Here is a 19,885-nt window from a genome sequence, read left to right on the forward strand (position 1 = left end):
TCGTTATGCAACTTATTTGGGGAATAGTGCGGCTCGCGGCCGCTCGATTGTATGAACTGGCACACACTTTCCGAACTTTCCACTGCGGCATGCGGGCGGAAGATGCGCCGGAGCACGCAATCAGCCAGGACTGAGCTACCACGGCTTTGAGCTCGGGCAGGGGCGATATCGGCTTCGGCCATCTCGACGGACTGAGCTGGGCCTCGCGATATAGCTCGCATGGTCTTGAGATTCAAAACGAGGGCGCTCACCGATTTGTGGTCGAATCCCGCCGATCATTGCCGTGAATTAACACCACACCGCATTCACTTCTGATCTGCTGTTGCCATGTTTGCTCACGACTGCAATTCCGGACGCCCGAAGCCGGGAGTGTGAGCGGGGTTCATCGTTGACCCTCGAGACCAAGAACCATCCAGGAGCGCACGAGGTGGCCGCACCGGCAACACGCCGCGTGCCATGCGTCAACGCTGATCTGGACAGCCGTGGTGGCCGCAACAGGCTGCGACGCGCGAGGAGTGCTCGATGGGTATCGTTCGTTTCGCCTTGCGATTTCCCCACACCTTCTACGTGGTCGCCGCGCTGATCCTGTTCCTCGGCGCAGTCACCCTATTCGCGATGCCGACCGACATCTTTCCGGATATCGACATCCCGGTCGTGACCGTGATCTGGAGTTATACCGGCCTCAGTACGCCGGAAATGGAGCAACGCGTCACCACCTACAGCCAGTACTCGATCAGTTCGAACGTCAACGGCATCAGGAACATCGAGGCACAGACCATGGCTGGCCTGTCGGTGCAGAAGATCTACTTCCAACCCGACGTCAATCTCGACCTCGCCATTTCGCAAATCGTCTCCGCCACCAACGCCATCCGCGCGCTGATGCCGCCCGGCATCCAGGCGCCGGTCGTCGTTCAGTTCAACGCCTCGAGCGTGCCCGTGCTCCAGGTTAGTCTGAGCTCCGATACGCTCAGCGAGCAGCAGCTCTACGACTACGGCATCTATCGCATACGTCAGCAACTGGCGCCCATTCCGGGCATCACGCTGCCGACGCCATCGGGCGGAAAATACCGCCAGATCATGGTCGATCTCGATCCAGCCAAGCTGGTCGCCAAGGGGCTGACGCCCCTCGACGTCGTCAATGCGGTCAACGCCCAGAACCTGACGCTGCCGGCAGGCACCGCAAAGATGGGTGACAAGCAATATGTGGTCCGGACCAATGCGACGCCGCCATCGATCAAGGACCTGAACAACATCCCGATCAAGGTCGTCAATGGCGCCACGATTTTCGTCAGGGATGTCGGGCAGGTTCACGATGGCTGGCTGGTGCAGCAGAATGTCGTGCGCCAGAACGGTCGCCGTTCGGTGCTGCTCAGCATCATCAAGAACGGCAACGCCTCGACGCTCAGCGTGGTCAACGCGGTTCACAAGGCGCTCGCAGCCGCACGCGCCGCCGCGCCTCCGGGCATGCGTATCGACGAGCTGTTCGATCAGTCGGTGTTCGTCAAGCAATCGGTGGAAGGCGTGCTGCGCGAGGGCGCTATCGCAGCCGCGCTGACAGCGCTGATGATCCTGCTGTTCCTTGGATCATGGCGATCGACGCTCGTGGTGATGATCTCGATTCCGCTATCGATCCTCACATCGCTGATCGTGCTCCACTTCCTCGGGGAGACCTTGAACACGATGACGCTGGGAGGACTGGCGCTCGCCGTCGGTATCCTGGTCGACGATTCCACGGTCACGATCGAGAATACCCATCGCCTGCTCACGGAGGAGGGAGAGCCTCTGTCGCAGGCCACGCTGCACGGCGCGGCCGGCATCGCCATACCCACGCTCGTCTCGACCCTGGCGATCAGCTGCGTCTTCACGTCGGTCGTCTTCCTGGAAGGACCGGCCAAATATCTGTTCACGCCGCTGGGCCTTGCGGTGGTCTTCGCGATGCTGGCGTCATACGGGTTGTCGCGGACATTGACGCCGATCATCATCGGTCTCCTGCTCGAGGGCGAGCGCCACGGCGAGACCGGTGCTGAACCACGCGGTCCCTTCGCGCGCTTTCATGCGGCCTTCGAGCGACATTTCGAGGCGATGCGCCATGCCTATTCGCATATCCTGACCGGATTGATCGAGCATCGCTTCATCATTCCTGCGGGCATGGTCGCCGTTCTGGCACTGGGCCTCGTGCTGTTCCCCATGGTCGGCCGCGATTTCTTCCCGGTCATCGACGGGGGACAGATCCAGCTCCATGTGCGCGCGCCGGCCGGAAGCCGGATCGAGAATACCGAGGCGATCTTTCAGCAGGTCGAGGACAAGATCCGCGAGATCGTTCCGGAGAGGGATCGCGCGCTGATCGTCGACAATATCGGCCTGCCGGCGCGCTCCTATAATCTGGCATTCAGCGACGGTTCGACCATCGGCGTCAATGATGGTGTCATCCTCGTTTCGCTGAGGGAAGGCCACCGGCCAACGGCCGACTACGTGCGCAAGCTGCGCGAGGCCCTGCCGGCTGCGTTTCCCGAAGACACTTTTTACTTCCAGGCAGCCGACATCGTCACCCAGATCCTCAATTTCGGGCTGCCGGCCCAGATCGACGTGCGAACCGTGGGCTACGACAAGGCAAACAACCTGAAGGTCGCCACCGAGCTGCGCCGGCGTCTCGCCGCGATCCCGGGAATCGCCGACGTCCATCTCCAGCAGGAGGTCAACGCACCGGCCTTTTACGCGAATATCGACCGCACCCGCGCTGCGCAGCTGGGGCTCAATGCCGACACGATCGCAAGCAACCTCAACGTCAGCCTGAGCTCTTCGGAGCAGGTCATGCCGAATTTCTGGACCGACCCTACCTCCGGCATTCCCTATTACTTGGCCGTGCAGACGCCCGAGCGGCAGATCGCATCGCTCAACGATCTCGCCAACACGCCGGTATCGACCTCGCTGGCGTCACCGCAGACTGACACGCCCATTCCCGGCTTGCTTGGCAACGTCGCCACATTCCAGCGCGGCACGATCCCGACCAACGCCAACCAGGCCAATGTGCAGCCGGTCTACGAGGTCTATGCCAGTGTCCAGGACCGCGATCTCGGCAGCGTGGCGAGCGACATCGCCAAGGTAACGGCCGATCTTCAGAAGCAGCTCAAGCCCGGCAACACGATCCAGGCCACCGGCCAGATCCAGAGCATGAACAGTGCCTTCATCAACCTCGGCACAGGACTGCTGTTTGCCGCCGTGCTCGTCTACCTGCTCATGGTCGTGAATTACCAGAATTTCGGCGATCCCTTGGTCGTCATTCTGGCCTTGCCGGCCACGCTCTGCGGCATCCTGACCATGCTGTTCATGACCAGCACGACACTCAATGTGCCCTCGCTGATGGGAGCGATCATGGCGGTCGGCGTCGCCTCGGCGAACTCGATCCTGCTCGTGACCTTTGCCCGCGAGCAGCAGCTCGCAGGCAAGACCGCCTTTGAAGCCGCGGTCGAGGCCGGCCATACCCGAATCCGGCCGGTTCTGATGACCGCGGCCGCGATGATCGTCGGCATGATCCCGATGGCGATCGGCGCCGCCGGCGAGGAACAGAACGCCGCGCTGGCCCGCGCCGTCATCGGGGGGCTGCTGTTCGCAACGCCGACCACGCTGCTGGTCGTGCCTTACCTCTTCGCGGTTCTTCGCAAGGGCAATGACGGGAAGACACACCACGGGGTATTCGACGAGGTGCTGGAATGAACTTCAACAGACCAATCGAACCCGAGCGCCTGGCCGAACCTGGTCAGAACCAGGACGTCACACCTCGAGGGCAGACTCGTCGGGGAGGGCGCCTCGCCGGCTTTAGCCTGATCCTCATTTCCGGCGCGCTGCTGGCGGCGGGGGCCTGGCGCCAATATGCCGAGCACCGCCAGGTCCTAGCGACAGCCGAGCAGCAACGAGATTTTGTTCCGCAAGTCCGTGTGGCCACCGTCGAGCCCGCCGATCAAGTCGAGGTCGTCGAGTTGCCGGCCACGACCTCCGCATTTGCGAGTGCCAACATCTTCGCCCGCGCCAGCGGTTATATCGCCATTCGCGCCGTCGATATCGGCGACCACGTCAAGGCAGGGCAGCTGCTCGCCGAGATCAATGCCCCCGAGCTCGATCACCAGATCGCCCAGGCGGAGGCAACACTCGCCCAGCTCAATTGGTCGTACCAGCAGGCGCAAGCCAACCGGGAACTCGCCAAGGTGACCTGGGACCGCGATCGGCCGCTGGTCGACAAGGGATGGGTGACCGCGCAGCAGGGCACTATTGACGAGCAGACACTGAAGGCCCAGGAGGCGGCGGTATCCGTGGCGCAGGCGAACATCACGGCCGAGCAGGCGCAGTTGCAGGTGCTCCGCCAGCAGAAGCTGTATCAGCGCGTAGTGGCTCCGTTCGACGGCGTCATCACCCAGCGCAATGTCGACGTCGGCAGCCTGGTCCAGGCCGATGCCACCTCGGGCACGTTCATGTTCACCCTCCAGCAGGGCAGCGTCATCCGTACCCAGGTGTTCGTGCCGCAGGACGCCGCATTCAACCTCAGGCCTGGCATTGCCGCGATCGTCCACGTACCCGAGATCCCGGACCGGACCTTTCCCGGGACGGTGACCCGGATAGCGGATGCACTCCAGCCCGGCTCGCGGACGCTGCTGACGGAGGTCGATATCCCCAATCCCGATGCGGCGCTCACGTCGGGGATCTACTGCACCGTGGAACTTCGTATCCCACGCCGGACGCCAAGCTTCCAAATTTCGGCTGACGCGGTGATCTTCAATGCCAAAGGAATGCAAGTCGCCGTGGTCGCGAATGGAACCGTGCATTTCAGGACGATCCACGTGCTGCGCGATCTCGGCCGTCAGCTCGAAGTCGACAGCGGGGTCGAGCGCGGGGATCACATCATTCTCAATCCGTCGGTGGACCTTGCCGACGGAGCCAAGGTGCAAATCCGGACGACGAGCGCCGCTTCATAGCTCGCTAGGCCGGATCAATCGAAAGAAGGTGAGTAGTGGTTCGAGGCACGGCGCGGCCGGACCAGTCTGGACCCGCGTATCCGTGATTCGCATAAGGTATATTATGGAATATCTTTATGTACAATCCGATCAGTTATTTAGGCGCAATTGCTGACATCCGACCTTCGCCAAAACCTGTACCTCCGTCTGCGCGTCGGCCGTCGTCTTAGCTCTTGACGTCTACTGTGCATGGGGTTGTTTTTCAGGTTTTGAATCGGGGTCGAGGTCTGCGAAAGCCGATATTGTCGTGACCTTGTCCGGCTGCAATAAGCGAGGCATCCGCGAGATCGCAGATGACCTTAAGGCCGACCGTCCGTATAGGTTTGCATCTCAGAACAACAACAACAAACCTTCCGAGGAAGCAGACTCATGGTCCCGTCCACGCGCTTTTCCCGACGCACGCTTCTCAAGGCCTCCGCCGCGACCGCAGTCCTGGGCGGCCTCGGTGCGCCCCATGTGGCGCGCGCCCAGAGCGCCGAGTTCACTTACAAGTACGCCAATAACTTGCCCGACACACATCCGCTCAACGTCCGTGCCAAGGAGATGGCGGCGGCGATCAAGACCGAGACAGGCGGCAAGTTCGACCTGCAGATCTTCCCGAACAACCAGCTCGGCTCAGACACCGACATGCTGAGCCAGATCCGCTCCGGCGGCGTCGAGTTCTTCACGCTGTCCGGCCTGATCCTGTCGACCCTGGTGCCGGCGGCGTCCATCAACGGCATCGGCTTTGCGTTCCCGGACTATGACACGGTCTGGAAGGCCATGGACGGCGATCTCGGCGCCCATGTCCGCGGCGAGATCAAGAAGGCCGGGCTCGAGGTCATGGAGAAGATCTGGGACAACGGCTTCCGCCAGACCACGTCGTCGAGCAAGCCGATCACCGGGCCTGACGACCTCAAGGGCTTCAAGATCCGCGTGCCGGTGTCGCCGCTGTGGACCTCGATGTTCAAGGCGTTCGATGCCGCGCCGGCCTCGATCAATTTCAGCGAGGTTTATTCCGCGCTCCAGACCAGGATCGTCGAGGGTCAGGAGAACCCGCTGGCCATCATCTCGACCGGCAAGCTCTACGAGGTGCAGAAGTACTGCTCGCTGACCAACCACATGTGGGACGGCTTCTGGTTCCTGGCCAACCGCAGAGCCTGGGAAAAGCTGCCGCAGGACGTGCGCACCATCGTCGCCAAGAACATCAATGCCGCCGCCGTCAAGGAGCGTGAGGATACCGCCAAGCTGAACGCCAACCTGCAGCAGGAGCTCGCGGGCAAGGGCCTGGCCTTCAACCAGCCGGCCATCGCGCCGTTCCGCGACAAGCTGCGCTCGGCCGGCTTCTATGCCGAATGGAAGGGCAAATATGGCGATCAGGCCTGGGAGCTTCTGGAGAAGGCCGTCGGCAAGCTGTCGTAGCGCGTTGGGGCCGTCGAGGTCGGTATCAGGATGGCTCACGTCGAGATCGAGGTGACCGAAGTGGTGGGCGAGGTGACGTTGCAGTCCCCTCGCCGACCTTCGCTGCTGGCCTCCGTCGAGCGCGTGCTCGGCCTCATGGTCGAAATCCCGACGGCGCTCCTGGTGGTCGCCGAGATCGTGATCCTGTTTGCCGGCGTGGTCGCACGCTATGGCCTGCACCGGCCGCTGATCTGGTCGGACGAGCTCGCCTCGATCCTGTTCCTGTGGCTCGCCATGTTGGGCGCGGCGGTTGCGTTCCGCCGCTCCGAGCACATGCGCATGACGGCGATCGTCGCGAGCGCCAGGCCGGCTATGCGGGCCTATCTCGATCTGGTCGCGACCTCCGCGGCCCTGGCGTTCCTGATCCTGATCGTCTGGCCGGCCTGCGACTACGCCTATGAAGAAAGCTACATCACGACGCCGGCGCTGCAGATCTCCAATATGTGGCGCGCCGCCGCGCTGCCGGCCGGCATTGGCCTGATGGCGGCCTTTGCCCTGCTGCGGCTCGTGCGCGCCGCCGACCACCGAATGGTTGCGGCTGCCGTGCTCTCGGTTGCGGTCGTGATCGGCCTGTTCTGGCTGGCCGAGCCATTGCTGCGGCCGCTCGGCAATCTCAACCTCATCATCTTCTTCGTCGGCGTCGCCGGCTTCTGCGTGTTTGCCGGGGTTCCCATTGCGTTCGGCTTTGGTCTTGCGATCTACGGCTATCTCGCGCTGACCACGCGCACGCCGGTCATGGTGCTGGTCGGACGGATGGACGAGGGCATGAGCCACCTCATCCTGCTTTCCGTGCCGTTGTTCGTGTTCTTAGGGTTGCTGATCGAGATGACCGGCATGGCGCGGGCCATGGTGGCGTTCCTGGCAAGCCTGCTTGGCCATATCAGGGGCGGCCTGCATTACGTGCTGGTCGGCGCCATGTACCTCGTCTCCGGCATCTCCGGGGCCAAGGCGGCCGACATGGCGGCGGTCGCGCCCGTGCTGTTCCCGGAGATGAAAGAGCGCGGCGCCAAGCCCGGCGATCTCGTCGCGCTGCTTGCGGCCACCGGAGCCCAGACCGAGACCATCCCGCCCAGCCTCGTGCTGATCACAATCGGCTCGGTCACGGGCGTCTCGATCGCCGCCCTCTTCACCGGCGGCCTCCTGCCCGGCGTCGTGCTCGCCGTCACGCTCTGCATGCTGGTGTGGTGGCGCTACCGCCACGAGGACATGAGCCACGTCCGCCGCTCGACGGCATCCGACATCGGCAAGACCTTCGTCGTCGCCCTGCCCGCGCTCGCGCTGCCCTTCGTGATCCGCTATGCCGTGGTCGAGGGCATCGCGACCGCCACCGAAGTCTCCACCATCGGCATCGTCTATGGCGCCCTCGTCGGCCTCCTGATCTACCGCCGCTTCGACTGGCGGCGGCTGTTTCCGATGCTGGTCGAGACCGCCGCGCTGTCGGGTGCGATCCTCCTGATCATCGGCACGGCGACCGGCATGGCCTGGGGCCTGACCCAATCCGGCTTCTCGCGCTCGCTGGCTGCGGCCATGACGGGATTGCCGGGCGGCGCTGCGACCTTCATCGCCGTATCGATCCTGGCCTTCGTCGTTCTCGGCAGCGTGCTGGAGGGCATCCCGGCGATCGTGCTGTTCGGACCGCTGCTGTTTCCGATCGCCCGCGCCGTCGGCGTGCACGAGGTGCACTACGCCATGGTGATCATTCTCGCCATGGGTATCGGGCTATTCGCCCCGCCCTTCGGCGTCGGTTATTATGCCGCCTGCGCCATCGGGCGCGTCGATCCGGTCGAAGGCATCAGGCCGATCTGGGGCTATCTGCTGGCGCTGCTGGTGGGATTGATCATCGTCGCGATCTTCCCCTGGATTTCGATCGGATTTCTTTGATGCGGTTTAAGGAGGGTGTCGATGAGTGAGCGACAGAATCCGTACAATATCGGCCTCGACAAGACGCAAGCCAATTATGTCCCGCTGAGCCCGCTGAGCTTCCTCGCGCGCAGCGCCGCGGTCTATCCCGATCACGTCAGCACGGTCTATGAAGGCCGCAGCTTCACCTGGGCGCAGACCTATGAGCGCTGCAAGCGCTTTGCCTCCTGGCTTTCGAGCAAGGGCATCGGCCTCGGCGACACCGTCGCGGCGATGCTGCCCAACATTCCCGCGATGAACGAGGCGCACTTCGCGGTGCCCATGACCGGCGCCGTGCTCAACGCGCTCAACATCCGTCTCGATGCGCCTTCGATCGCGTTCCAGCTCGATCATGGCGGCGCGAAAATCATCCTGGTCGATCCAGAGTTTTCAGGCGTCATCACTGCGGCCCTGGCGCAGATGACCGGCCCCAAGCCGCTGGTGGTCGACGTCGACGATGCATCGTTCAAGGGCGGCACGCGCATCGGCGAGATCGAATACGAGGCAGCCGTCGCCGAAGGCGATCCAGGCTTCGCGCCGATCACGCCGAGCGATGAATGGGACGCGATTGCGCTGAGCTACACCTCGGGCACGACGGGCAATCCCAAGGGCGTCGTCACCCATCATCGCGGCGCCTATCTGAACGCCGTCAGCAACATCCTCGCCGGCAATCTCGGCCAGCATCCGGTCTATCTCTGGACGCTGCCGATGTTCCACTGCAACGGCTGGTGCTTTCCCTGGACCATTGCGGCGGCCGCCGGCATCAATGTCTGCCTGCGCAAGGTCGAGCCGACCAGGATCTTCGAGCTGATCAAGAGCCACGGCGTCACCCATATGTGCGGCGCGCCGATCGTCTACAACACGCTGATCAACGCGCCCGATGCACCAAAGGGCGATGCGGCCCGCCGCGTCATCGGCCTGATCGCCGGCGCCGCGCCGCCGGTCGCGGTGCTGGAAGGCGCCGAAAGCATCGGCATCAAGCTGACACATGTCTATGGCCTGACCGAGGTCTACGGCCCCGCCTCGGTCTGCGCCGAGCAGCCGGGCTGGGATGACCTGCCCGCCGCCGAGCGCGCGCGCATGAAGCGCCGGCAGGGCGTGCCCTACCCGCTCCAGGAAGCCGTCACCGTGATCAACCCGCAAACGATGCAGCAGGTGCCGCGCGACGGCGAGACCATCGGCGAGGTTATGTTCCGCGGCAACATCGTGATGAAAGGCTACCTGAAGAACGAGAACGCGACGAAGGAAGCTTTCGAAGGCGGCTGGTTTCATACCGGCGATCTCGGCGTGCTCGACGAGCACGGCTACGTCATCATCAAGGACCGCTCCAAGGACATCATCATCTCCGGCGGCGAGAACATTTCCTCGGTCGAGGTCGAGGACATCCTATACAAGCACCCGGCCGTGCTGTTCGCGGCCGTGGTGGCAAAGCCCGATGCGAAATGGGGTGAAGTGCCCTGCGCCTTCGTCGAACTGAAAGAGGGCGCCAGTGCCAGCGAGGCGGATATCATCGCCTTCTGCCGCAGCCAGATGTCCGGCTTCAAGACGCCGAAGGCGGTCGTGTTCGGGCCGATCCCGAAGACGTCCACGGGCAAGATCCAAAAGTTCCTGCTGCGCAACGAAGTCGGCTCAGTGAAGGCGATCTCGGCCTGACCAGCGGCCAAAGAAGCTTCCGCCCGCCTGCGGCGGGCGGAAGCTCTCTCATCCTCACATCTTCTTGTAGGCGTCGAGCACCGCCTGACCGTCGGCGCCGGCCTTCTTGAGCCAGTCGGCCGTGAGCTGGTCGCCGATCTTCTGGAAGCCGGCCTTCAGTGCCGGGCTCGGCGGCTCGACAGTCATGCCTTTGGCCTTCAGCTGACCGAGGTACCAATTGGCCTTCTCTTCCCAAGCCTTCCAGCCGCGCGTCTCCGCGGTGGCGGCGGCCTTCAGGATGGCTTCCTGGGTCGGCTTGTCGAGCGCCTCGAACGCAGCCTTGTTGACGAAGGTGTAGTTCTTCGGAATCCAGGCCTGCACGTCATAGAAGTATTTGAGCGACTCCCACGCCTTCGAATCGTAGCCGGTGCCGCCCGACGACATGAAAGAGTTCACCACGCCGGTCGCCAACGCCTGTGGCAGTTCCGCGGCCTGGATCGTGACCGATTGCGCGCCGACCAGTTCGCCGATCCGCGCGGTCCCGACATTGTAGGCGCGCCACTTCAGACCCTTCATGTCCTCGATCGTGGCCAGCGGCTTGTTGACGTAGACGCCCTGCGGTGCCCACGGCACCACGAACAGCAGCTTGAGACCTTGCGCGTCGAGCTTCTTGGCGATCGCAGGCTTGGAGGCCTGATACAGCTTCGCCGCCTCGGGGAAGCTGGTCGCGAGGAACGGCACGACGTCGACGCCGAAGATCGGGTCTTCGTTCTCGTGGATCGACAGCAGCACCTCACCCATCTGCGCCTGCCCGGTCACCACGGCGCGCTTGATGTCGGGCGCCTTGAACAGCGAGGCGCCCGGATGAACCGTGATCAGGAGCTTGCCCGAGGTGGCGGCTTCGACGTCCTTGGCGAACGCCACCAGGTTTTCGGAGTGCGGATTGTCCGCAGGATACGCTGCCGGCAGATTCCATTTGCTCTGAGCCAAGGCAGGTGTCGCGGCCAGCACAACGCCGGCAATCAAGGATGCGTGGAATAAACGAGACATCATCGGGCTTCTCCTCACAGTCGATCTAGAGAACGGGTACGCTCAGTCTGGGAAAGCGAGCTTCGGCAGGAACAACACGATCTGCGGATACTCCGTGATGATGAACACCGCAGCGAGCAACAGCACGAAGAACGGGAATGCCGCCCGCGCGACCGTGAACGTATCGCGGCCGCTCATGTTCTGGAGCACGAACAGGTTGAACCCGACCGGCGGCGTGATCTGTGCCATCTCGACATGGATGATCAGATAGACGCCGAACCAGACCAGGTCGAGGCCGGCCTGTCTGACCATGGGCAGCACGATCACCGCCGTCAGAACGATCATCGAGATGCCGTCGATCAGGCAACCCAGGATGATGTACATGATGCTCAGATACAGCGCCAGCATGCTCGGCGTGAGGTGCTGCCCCTGGACCCAGGTGGCGAGCGCGGCCGGAATGCCCGTATAGGCCATCGCAGCCGTGGTGTAGGCCGCGCCTGCCAGGATCAGCATGATCATGCAAGTCAGGCGCGTCGCGCTCATGATGCTCTCGAGGAAGTTCTTGCGCGTGAGCGTGCCGCTCCACCACGCCAGCAGCAACGCGCCGGAAACGCCCCAGGCCGCGCACTCCGTCGCCGTCGCAAAGCCGAGAACGAGCGACAGGAACACCGCCAGGATCAGCAGCAGACAGGGCGCGAGCTTGGCTGACTCCCGCAACTTCTGTCGAAACGGCATCGGCGGATCGCGCGGCGGGACCTTGTTGGGATTGAGCAGCGACCAGATGATGATGTAGCCGGAATAGAGCGCGATCACGAGCAATCCCGGCAGGAAGCCGCCGAGAAACACTTGAAGCACGGAGACGTTCGCCGTGACGGCATAGACCACCATCGGAATCGACGGCGGGATCAGCAGGCCGAGCGTGCCCGAGCCCGCCAGCGATCCGAGGCTCAGGCCCTTGTCGTAGCCGCGCTTGTCGAGCTCCGGCAGCGCGATCTTGCCGATCGTCGCGCAGGTCGCCGCCGACGAGCCCGATACCGCCGCGAAAATGCCGCAGCCGATCACGTTCACATGTGTCAGGCGGCCAGGCAGCCACTGCACCCAGGGCGACAGGCCGCGGAACATTTCCTCCGACAATTTGGTACGGAAGAGAATCTCTCCCATCCAGATGAACAACGGTAGCGCCGCCAGCGTCCACGATGAGCTCGCGCTCCAGGTGGTGGTCGCAAGTACGGTGCCGAGCGGCAGGCTCGTGGTGAGCGCCATCGCCACGAAGCCGACCAGTCCCAGCGAGACCGCGATCCAGACGCCGCTTCCTAGCAGCAGGATCATGACGCCGAGCAGGACGAACGACAGCTCGATCATGCCGAGATTGGCCATGGTCAGCCTCCACCGCCCTGCGAGATGCGCTCAACGAACTCTTCCGGAGTCTCGTCGGGCGAGCCCTTCTCGTAGCTCGGACGGTTGCCGCCGATGACGTTGACCATCTCGTCGATCAGCGCGATCGAGAGGATCACGAGGCCGCCGGCAAAGCCGAGCTGGGGAATCCAGAGCGGGAGCGCCACGACGCCCTGCGCCACGTCGTTGAAGCGCCAGGAATCGTAGGTCATCTGCACCGCATGACGGGTGAAGTAGAGGATGAAGGCGGCGGCAATGCCGAGCGCCACGACCTCCGCGATCTGCTTGGTCCGCCCGTGCAGACGTTCCAGCAGGAGGCCGACACGGATCATCTCTCCGCGCTTGAAGGTGTGAGCGAGACCAAGGAACGCCATCGCCGCCATGCACCAGGACGCAAAATCATCGCCGGCGGGAATGTTGAGCGCAAACTGGCGCCCGACCGACATCACCATCATGATTGCGAAGATCGCGACCAGGAAGACGCCCGCGGCATAGCCCGCGCCGAGATAAAGGAGGTCCAGAGCGCGTCGCACCGGTCCTTGAGTCGCTACATCGTCCTCTGCCAACGCAATCCCCATCCTCACACGCGGCGATTCGACCGACCGATTGCACTGGGTTGTGCCGGTTCCGTTTTGAGTATCGCCCTGCCCAGCGCCTGTCTTTCAGACGTTAGATCAACATGATGGGGCCGACGCAAGCAAGGTCTATGCCGGCTGCCGCAGAATTTCCACCGCGGGTTTAGGGCGTCTCCAGCCGCAGCCCATCATAGGCTGGCACCACGCCAGGGGGCAGCGACTGCCGGATGACCTCGTAATCGACGTCGGCGGTCATGTTGGTGATGACCGCACGCTTCGGCTTGAATCGCTCGATCCAGGACAGCGCATCGTTGATGCTGAAATGACTGACATGGCTGGTGTAGCGCAGGCCGTCGACGATCCAGAGATCGAGATCTTCCAGCGCCCCCCAGCTCTCGCGCGGGATGTCGTTGAGGTCTGGCGTATAGGCCGCATCCCCGATGCGGTAACCGAGGGCGGGAATGTTGCCGTGCTGCACCAGAAAGGCGGTCATCGTCACCGCGCCGCCCTTCCCCAGAATGGTCTGGCTTTCTCCCGCCTCGATCGAATGCCGCGTCAGGATCGGCGGATAATCGCTGCCCTCGGGCGAGATGAAGCAATAGGAGAACCGCGACAGGATGTCCTTGGCGGTCGACTGGTTGAAATAGGTCGGAATGCGCCGGCGCATGTGCATGACGACCGAGCGCAGATCATCCATGCCGTGGGTCTGGTCGGCATGCTCGTGGGTCAGGAACACCGCGTCGATGTGATCGACATTGGTCGAGAGCAATTGTTCGCGCAGGTCCGGCGAGGTGTCGATCACGATGCGTGTCGTGCCGTGCTCGGACGTCCGTTCGACCAGCAGCGAGCAGCGGCGACGGCGGTTCTTGGGATTGCTGGGATCGCAGGCGCCCCAGCCGAGCGCCGGGCGCGGCACGCCGGCGGAGGAGCCGCAGCCCAGGATCGTCAGCGTCAGCGTCATGTGGCTCCCAGTCTCAAGCTTTCACCTTCGAGAACAGGCGGAAGAAGTTTTCGCTGGTCTGACGCGAGATCTCGTCAAGGGACACGCCGCGCGTCTCGGCGAGCACTTTTGCGACCTCGACCACGTAGGCCGGCTCGTTGCGCTTGCCCCGAAATTTGCCGGGCGCAAGATAGGGCGAGTCTGTTTCAACCAGGATACGATCGGGCGGCAGTTCGGCTGCGATCGCGCGTAAGGCCTCCGATTTCTTGAAGGTCAGGATTCCCGTGAAGCCGATATAGAGCCCGAGCGACACCGCCTTCAGTGCCAGCTCGCGCCCGCCCGTGTAACAATGGAGCACGGCGCGAAACGATCCCTTTGCGGCCTCCTCTTCCAGGATGCGCGCGCAGTCCTCGTCGGCCTCGCGGGTATGGATCACCAGCGGCAGGCCGGTGGTGCGGGCGGCGGCGATGTGGGCGCGAAAGCCCCTCGCCTGCGCCACCGGCGAGCCGTTGTCGTAGAAATAATCGAGCCCGGCCTCGCCGAGCGCGACGACCTTGGGATGCTGGGTCAGCCCAATCAGCTCGTCCGGCGCGATGCCGTCCTCCTCGTCCGCATGATGCGGATGGGTGCCGACCGAGCAATAGACGTCGTCATAGCGCTCCGCGATGGCGAGCAGGTCCTGCAGCCGGCGGACCCGCGTCGAGATCGTGACCATGCGGGCGATACCGGCGGCTCGCGCCCGCGACACGATCCCGTCGAGATCTTCCGCAAAGTCCGAAAAATCCAGATGGCAATGACTGTCGACCAGCATCGTGCGAACGCCTTCAGGCCGCCGGCTCGACGTAGCGCGGGAACGCCGGCATCGGCGCCGGCAGCGTCGAACCGGGCGCGATGCGCTTCGCGCCGCCGAGCATGTCAAAATTGCGCTCGGCTTCGGGGATGCCGAGGCTGTCGAGCAGCTTGCCGGAGGCGGTCGGCATCGCGGGCTGAGCCAGGATCGCGATCTGGCGCACGACTTCGGCGGTGACGTAGAGCACCGTCTTCTGCCTGGCCGGGTCCGTCTTGGCGAGCGCCCACGGCGCTTCACCCGCAAAATAGCGGTTGGCCTCCGCGACCACGGCCCAGACGGCGTTGAGCCATTGATGAATCTGCTGCGTCGCCATGGCTTCACGCGAGGCCGCGATCATGCCGTCGGCCATCGCCAGGATCGCCTTGTCGTTGTCGCTGAACTCGCCGGGCTCGGGCAGCACGCCGCCGAGCTGTTTTGCGATCATCGACAGCGAGCGCTGCGCGAGATTGCCGAGATCGTTGGCGAGATCGGCGTTGATGCGCGCGACGATCGCCTCGTGGTTGTAATTGCCGTCCTGGCCGAACGGCACCTCGCGCAGGAAGAAGTAGCGCAACTGGTCGACGCCGTACTGGTCGGCGAGGTTGAAGGGATCTACAGTGTTGCCGACCGACTTCGACATCTTCTCGCCCCTGTTGAACAGGAAGCCATGGGCATAGACCCGCTTCGGCAGCGGGATGCCCGCCGACAAAAGGAAGGCCGGCCAATACACCGCATGGAAGCGGATGATGTCCTTGCCGATGACGTGCACGTCGGCCGGCCAATAGCGCCAATTCCTGTCGCTCTCATCGGGGAAACCGACGCCGGTGATGTAGTTGGTCAGCGCATCGACCCAGACATACATCACGTGCTCTTCGTCGCCGGGCACCTTCACGCCCCAATCGAACGTGGTGCGCGAGATCGAGAGATCGCGCAGGCCGCCCTTGACGAAGCTCACGACCTCGTTCTTGCGGGAATCCGGCCCGATGAAGTCTGGCTGATCCGCATAGAGCTTGAGCAGCTTGTCCTGATACGCCGACAAGCGGAAGAAATAGCTCTTCTCCTCCACCCATTCCACAGGCGTGCCCTGCGGCCCCAAGCGCACGCCGTCATCGTTCACGCGCGTCTCGTCCTCGGCGTAATAGGCCTCGTCACGGACCGAGTACCAGCCCGAATAGGTGTCGGCGTAGATGTCGCCATTCGCTTCCATGCGGCGCCAGATCTCCTGGCTGGAGCGGTGATGCTGCTCCTCGGTGGTGCGGATGAAGCGGTCGAACGACACGTCTAGGCGCTCGTCCATCTCCTTGAAGCGGCCGGCATTGCGCGTCGCGAGCGCAGCGGTGGACATGCCTTCGCTCGCCGCCGTCTGAATCATCTTCTGTCCGTGCTCGTCGGTGCCGGTCAAAAAGAACACATCCTTGCCGTCGAGCCGCGCAAAGCGCGCCAGCGCGTCGGTCGCGATCGCCTCATAGGCATGACCGATATGCGGGCTGCCGTTGGGATAGGCGATCGCGGTCGTGATGTAGAACACGTTGTCGCGCGGGGCGGCCACCGCAGGCGCGGCAGCTTGCGGAGAAGCGACGGGCTTCGGCGCGCGCGGGGCCTTGGACTTCGGCGCCTTTGGCTTCACAGGCGCGACGGGAGCCGGTGCGGCGGTCACGGCAGGCGCAACCGCCTTTTTCGCGGCCTTCTTCGCCGGAGCCTTGGCCGGCTTTGTGGCAGCCTGCTTCACCGCCTTCCTGGCGACGACCTGCTTCTTTGCGGCCTTCTTTGCGGCGCCCTTCTTCACGCTCTTCTTGACGGCAGCCTTCTTGGTCTTCTTGACCTTCTTGGCAGCTTTGGCCGCGCGCGCCTTGGCCTTTTTCGCCGCTTTCTTGACGGCCTTCTTCGCAGCCTTCTTGCCGCTCTTGCGTTTGACGGATTTCTTAGCTCGCGTTGCCACCACGAATTCCTTTACCGGCTTCTCGAATTTTGGAAACGGCTCGGCGTTCCGTTATTGTTTTGCGCATGATCTTTTCGGAAAACCGCTGCGCACTTTTCCGGATCATGCTTTAGCGCGTTGCGTCCGCCAGCCAGCCGAACACCGAGAAAACCAAGGGCTTTCGCTCCAGATTGTAGGTTTCGGTGTCGCGCGCGGCGCGGACGATCTTTTCCCATACCTCAGCTAGCCGCGCAAGGCGCGGCAGGTTCTGGTTGGCATTGGCCTCATCCGCATGCAGGCGCTCCGCAATCCAGCGGTCGATGCCGTCGATGAAGGCCGCAAGCGCCACGCGGTCGCTTGTGCCGAGCGAATCGCCGAGCGCGTGCAATTCGCGCGGATCGACCTGCGGCAGGCGCGCGAGCAGCGCCGCCGTGCGCTGCTGAAGCTTCAGGGCCTCGCCACCGAGCAACGTCAGCGTCCGTGCGACGCTGCCCTCGGAGGCCTCGGCCGCCTCGCGCAGCGCGGCATCGTTCGGATCGAGCTCAGCCGCCGAAGCGGCGGCGCCGATCACATCGTTCGTGGCGAGCGGCCGCAGGCGCAGCTTGCGGCAGCGCGACTGGATCGTGGCGAGCACCCGCGCGGGTGCGTGGCTCACCAGCAGGAACAGCGATTGTTGCGGCGGCTCCTCGAGAATCTTCAGAAGCGCGTTGGCCGCGTTCGGATTGAGCTCGTCGACGGTGTCGACGATGCAGACGCGCCAGCCTTCGGCCGCAGCGGTCGAGCCGAAAAAACCGATCGTCTCGCGCGTCTCGTCCACGGTGATCACGGTGCGCATCACGCCGCGCTCGTTGGCGGTGCGCTCGAGCGTCAGCAGGCCGCCATGCGAGCCGGCCGCCACCTGCCGCGCCACGGCGTCGTCGTGATCGATCGCAAGGCTTTCGGCGCGCTGCACGGCCGGCGCCAGCGGCTGCGCATGGGTGAGCACGAAGCGCGCCATGCGATAGGCCAGCGTCGCCTTGCCGATCCCCTGTGGCCCGCCGATCAGCCAGGCATGCGGAATGCGTCCGCTGCGATAGGCATCAAGCAGCGCGGCCTCCGCCTCGCGATGGCCGAACAACTGCGACGTCTCGCGCGGATGCGGTATGGCGGTTTCGCGCTCGGCCTGACGCGGGCTCATACCGACACCACTGACGCAGGCGTTGGCAGCAGGCGCTCGCGCAGCGCCGTCCAGATGCGCGCGGCGACCGTGTCCGGATCGGAATTGGCGTCGATCAGCACGCAGCGCGCGGGATCCTCCGCCGCGATCTTGCGATAGGCTTCGCGGAGGCCCTGGTGGAAGCTGAGCTTCTCGGCCTCGAACCTGTCGGGCGTGCCGCTGCCGCGGCGCGCGGCGGCACGTTGCAGGCCGATCTCGACCGGCAAATCGAGGATGATGGTGAGGTCCGGCTTGAGGTCGCCGATCGTCACCCTTTGCATCGCGTTGATCAGACCATCGGGCACCTGGCCGAGGCTGCCCTGATACGCCCGCGTCGAGTCCGCGAAGCGGTCGCACAGCACCCAGACGCCCTGGCTCAGCGCCGGCTGGATCACCGTGCGGACATGGTCATCGCGCGCGGCGGCAAACAGCAGCGTCTCGGCCTCGGGGCCGAGCAGCTTGCCCATGCCCGACAGCACCAGATGACGCATGATTTCAGCGCCCGGCGAGCCGCCCGGCTCCCGCGTCACGCGGATGCGCAGCTTTGCCGCCTTGAGGCGGTCGGCGAGCTTCTTGATCTGGGTCGACTTGCCCGTGCCCTCGCCGCCTTCAAAGGTGATGAAGCGTCCCCGTCCGGACGGTCGCTGTGCAGCGCTCTCACTCATGATCAGAGCTTCTCGGCGCCTGCGCGGAACATGCCGATCACGAGCTCGCTGGCGCCGTCGATCGCGCGGCGCATGGTCGAGCCGGTGCCGATCGCCTCCGCGGCATAGACCGGCGTCTCGACCGCGATGTTGCCGCTGCGCCAGACCCTGACCACGCCGACCCGCTGGCCGGCCTCGATCGGCGCGCGCACCGGGCCACTATAGACGATGCGCGCAATCAGCTTGTCGCTGCCGTTCTTGTGCACCATCACCTTCACAGGGGTCTTGGCGATGAGCTTGACCGACCGGCTCTCGCCGCCGAACACCTTGGCGTAGCCGACGGGCTGCTCGGCTGCGATCAGGGTGCGGGTCTCGAAATTGCGAAAACCCCATTCCAGCATCTTCTTGGCTTCCGTGGCGCGGTCCTCTGGATCGTCAAGTCCGTTGACGACGACGATCAGCCGCGTGCCGTTCTGCACGGCGGAGCCGACCATGCCGTAGCCGCCTTCCTTGGTGTAGCCGGTCTTCAGGCCGTCAGCGCCTTCCATCGAATTGAGCAGCGGATTGCGGTTTTGCTGGCGGATCTTGTTCCAGGTGAACTCCTTCTCGCCGAACAGTTTGTAGAATTCGGGGAAGTCCAGGATGATGTGCCGGGCAAGCATGCCGAGCTCGCGCACCGTCATCTTGTTGCCGGGATCGGGCAGACCGCTGGAATTGGCGAAGGTCGACCTGGTCATGCCAAGCTCGCGGGCGCGCTTGGTCATGAAGTCGGCGGCAAAGATCCGCTCATTGCCCGCCATGGCTTCGGCCAGCGCGATGCAGGCGTCGTTGCCGCTCTGGATGATCGCGCCGCGCAGGAGATCGTCGACCGAGACCTTGCTGTTGATGGCGGCGAACATGGTCGAGCCGCCCGAGGGGGCCCCGCCTCTGCGCCAGGCATTCTCGCTGATCCGATACTCGTCATTCAGCTTGATGTCGCCCTTCTTGATGGCATTGAAGACGACCTCGGCGGTCATCAGCTTCATCATGCTCGAAGGCGCGCGCAGCTCGTCGGCGTTCTTCTCGAACAGCACGCTGCCCGAGGAGGCTTCGATCAGGATCGCGGTCGGGGCATCGCCGTCGAAGCCGGCATCTTCCGCTTTCTTGCCGCCCTGGACGCTCTGGTTGGCCGCATGGAGCGCCCCGCCCCATCCGATAGCCGCCGCCAAAACAGTCGCGATCAGCCCGCGCGCCAGCGTTCCGGCGGTGAGCCGGTTGCGACGAAGCAAAGGAAGACGAAGTGTCATGGCGAAGCCCTGAGAGAGGCGTTCTAACAGCTGGAACAGATGCGAACAACACGCGGTTGGACGCTTGTCGCCGAGATTGCACGATTCTCGCCGCGCC

At 64.0% G+C, this 19,885-nt stretch carries 14 protein-coding genes; 5 read left to right on the plus strand and 9 right to left on the minus strand.

Annotated elements, in window-relative coordinates:
- Positions 1–522 precede the first annotated feature (522 nt).
- The 5 genes from ACVWYQ_RS04580 to ACVWYQ_RS04600 all read left to right on the plus strand — a co-directional run bounded on the left by ACVWYQ_RS04580 (position 523) and on the right by ACVWYQ_RS04600 (position 9,998).
- Complete coding sequence (locus ACVWYQ_RS04580; protein WP_404541111.1) at positions 523–3,714, plus strand: efflux RND transporter permease subunit; 3,192 nt, start codon at positions 523–525, stop codon at positions 3,712–3,714.
- A complete protein-coding gene (locus ACVWYQ_RS04585) occupies positions 3,711–4,967 on the plus strand; it encodes an efflux RND transporter periplasmic adaptor subunit (protein WP_404541109.1) in 1,257 nt (418 codons plus the stop codon). The genes ACVWYQ_RS04580 and ACVWYQ_RS04585 overlap by 4 nt, the downstream gene beginning before the upstream one ends.
- Before the next feature lie 408 nt (positions 4,968–5,375).
- On the plus strand, positions 5,376–6,407 hold the full coding sequence (locus ACVWYQ_RS04590) for a TRAP transporter substrate-binding protein (protein WP_404541107.1): 1,032 nt from the start codon (positions 5,376–5,378) through the stop codon (positions 6,405–6,407).
- A 30-nt stretch (positions 6,408–6,437) separates the two neighbouring features.
- Entirely contained in the window at positions 6,438–8,327 is a 1,890-nt protein-coding gene (locus ACVWYQ_RS04595) for a TRAP transporter large permease (RefSeq protein ID WP_404541105.1), read from the plus strand.
- Positions 8,328–8,348: 21 nt separating this feature from the next.
- Positions 8,349–9,998, plus strand: a complete 1,650-nt coding sequence (locus ACVWYQ_RS04600) for an acyl-CoA synthetase (protein WP_404541103.1) — start codon at positions 8,349–8,351, stop codon at positions 9,996–9,998.
- A gap of 54 nt (positions 9,999–10,052) precedes the next feature.
- On the opposite strand, the gene ACVWYQ_RS04605 is transcribed toward ACVWYQ_RS04600, so the two are convergent.
- The 9 genes from ACVWYQ_RS04605 to ACVWYQ_RS04645 all read right to left on the minus strand — a co-directional run bounded on the left by ACVWYQ_RS04605 (position 10,053) and on the right by ACVWYQ_RS04645 (position 19,788).
- Positions 10,053–11,030: a TRAP transporter substrate-binding protein gene (locus ACVWYQ_RS04605; protein ID WP_404541101.1), complete on the minus strand. Its 978-nt coding sequence runs from the start codon at positions 11,028–11,030 to the stop codon at positions 10,053–10,055.
- A gap of 39 nt (positions 11,031–11,069) precedes the next feature.
- On the minus strand, positions 11,070–12,383 hold the full coding sequence (locus tag ACVWYQ_RS04610) for a TRAP transporter large permease (protein WP_404541100.1): 1,314 nt from the start codon (positions 12,381–12,383) through the stop codon (positions 11,070–11,072).
- 2 nt (positions 12,384–12,385) lie between these two features.
- A complete protein-coding gene (locus tag ACVWYQ_RS04615; protein ID WP_035999231.1) occupies positions 12,386–12,979 on the minus strand; it encodes a TRAP transporter small permease in 594 nt (197 codons plus the stop codon).
- A 160-nt stretch (positions 12,980–13,139) separates the two neighbouring features.
- Positions 13,140–13,937 (minus strand): MBL fold metallo-hydrolase, encoded by a 798-nt coding sequence (locus tag ACVWYQ_RS04620; protein WP_404541098.1) that lies wholly within the window; start codon positions 13,935–13,937, stop codon positions 13,140–13,142.
- A 13-nt stretch (positions 13,938–13,950) separates the two neighbouring features.
- Positions 13,951–14,727: a TatD family hydrolase gene (locus ACVWYQ_RS04625; RefSeq protein ID WP_404541097.1), complete on the minus strand. Its 777-nt coding sequence runs from the start codon at positions 14,725–14,727 to the stop codon at positions 13,951–13,953.
- Positions 14,728–14,740: 13 nt separating this feature from the next.
- Entirely contained in the window at positions 14,741–16,684 is a 1,944-nt protein-coding gene (metG, locus tag ACVWYQ_RS04630; RefSeq protein WP_404541095.1) for a methionine--tRNA ligase, read from the minus strand.
- A gap of 109 nt (positions 16,685–16,793) precedes the next feature.
- Positions 16,794–17,840 (minus strand): DNA polymerase III subunit delta', encoded by a 1,047-nt coding sequence (locus ACVWYQ_RS04635; protein ID WP_404541093.1) that lies wholly within the window; start codon positions 17,838–17,840, stop codon positions 16,794–16,796.
- A complete protein-coding gene (gene tmk / locus ACVWYQ_RS04640) occupies positions 17,837–18,523 on the minus strand; it encodes a dTMP kinase (protein ID WP_057029203.1) in 687 nt (228 codons plus the stop codon). The genes ACVWYQ_RS04635 and tmk overlap by 4 nt, the downstream gene beginning before the upstream one ends.
- Positions 18,524–18,525: 2 nt before the next feature.
- Complete coding sequence (locus tag ACVWYQ_RS04645) at positions 18,526–19,788, minus strand: D-alanyl-D-alanine carboxypeptidase family protein (RefSeq protein WP_271542219.1); 1,263 nt, start codon at positions 19,786–19,788, stop codon at positions 18,526–18,528.
- Between the last annotated feature and the right edge of the window lie 97 nt (positions 19,789–19,885).

The sequence above is a fragment of the Bradyrhizobium sp. USDA 3397 genome (assembly GCF_054060965.1).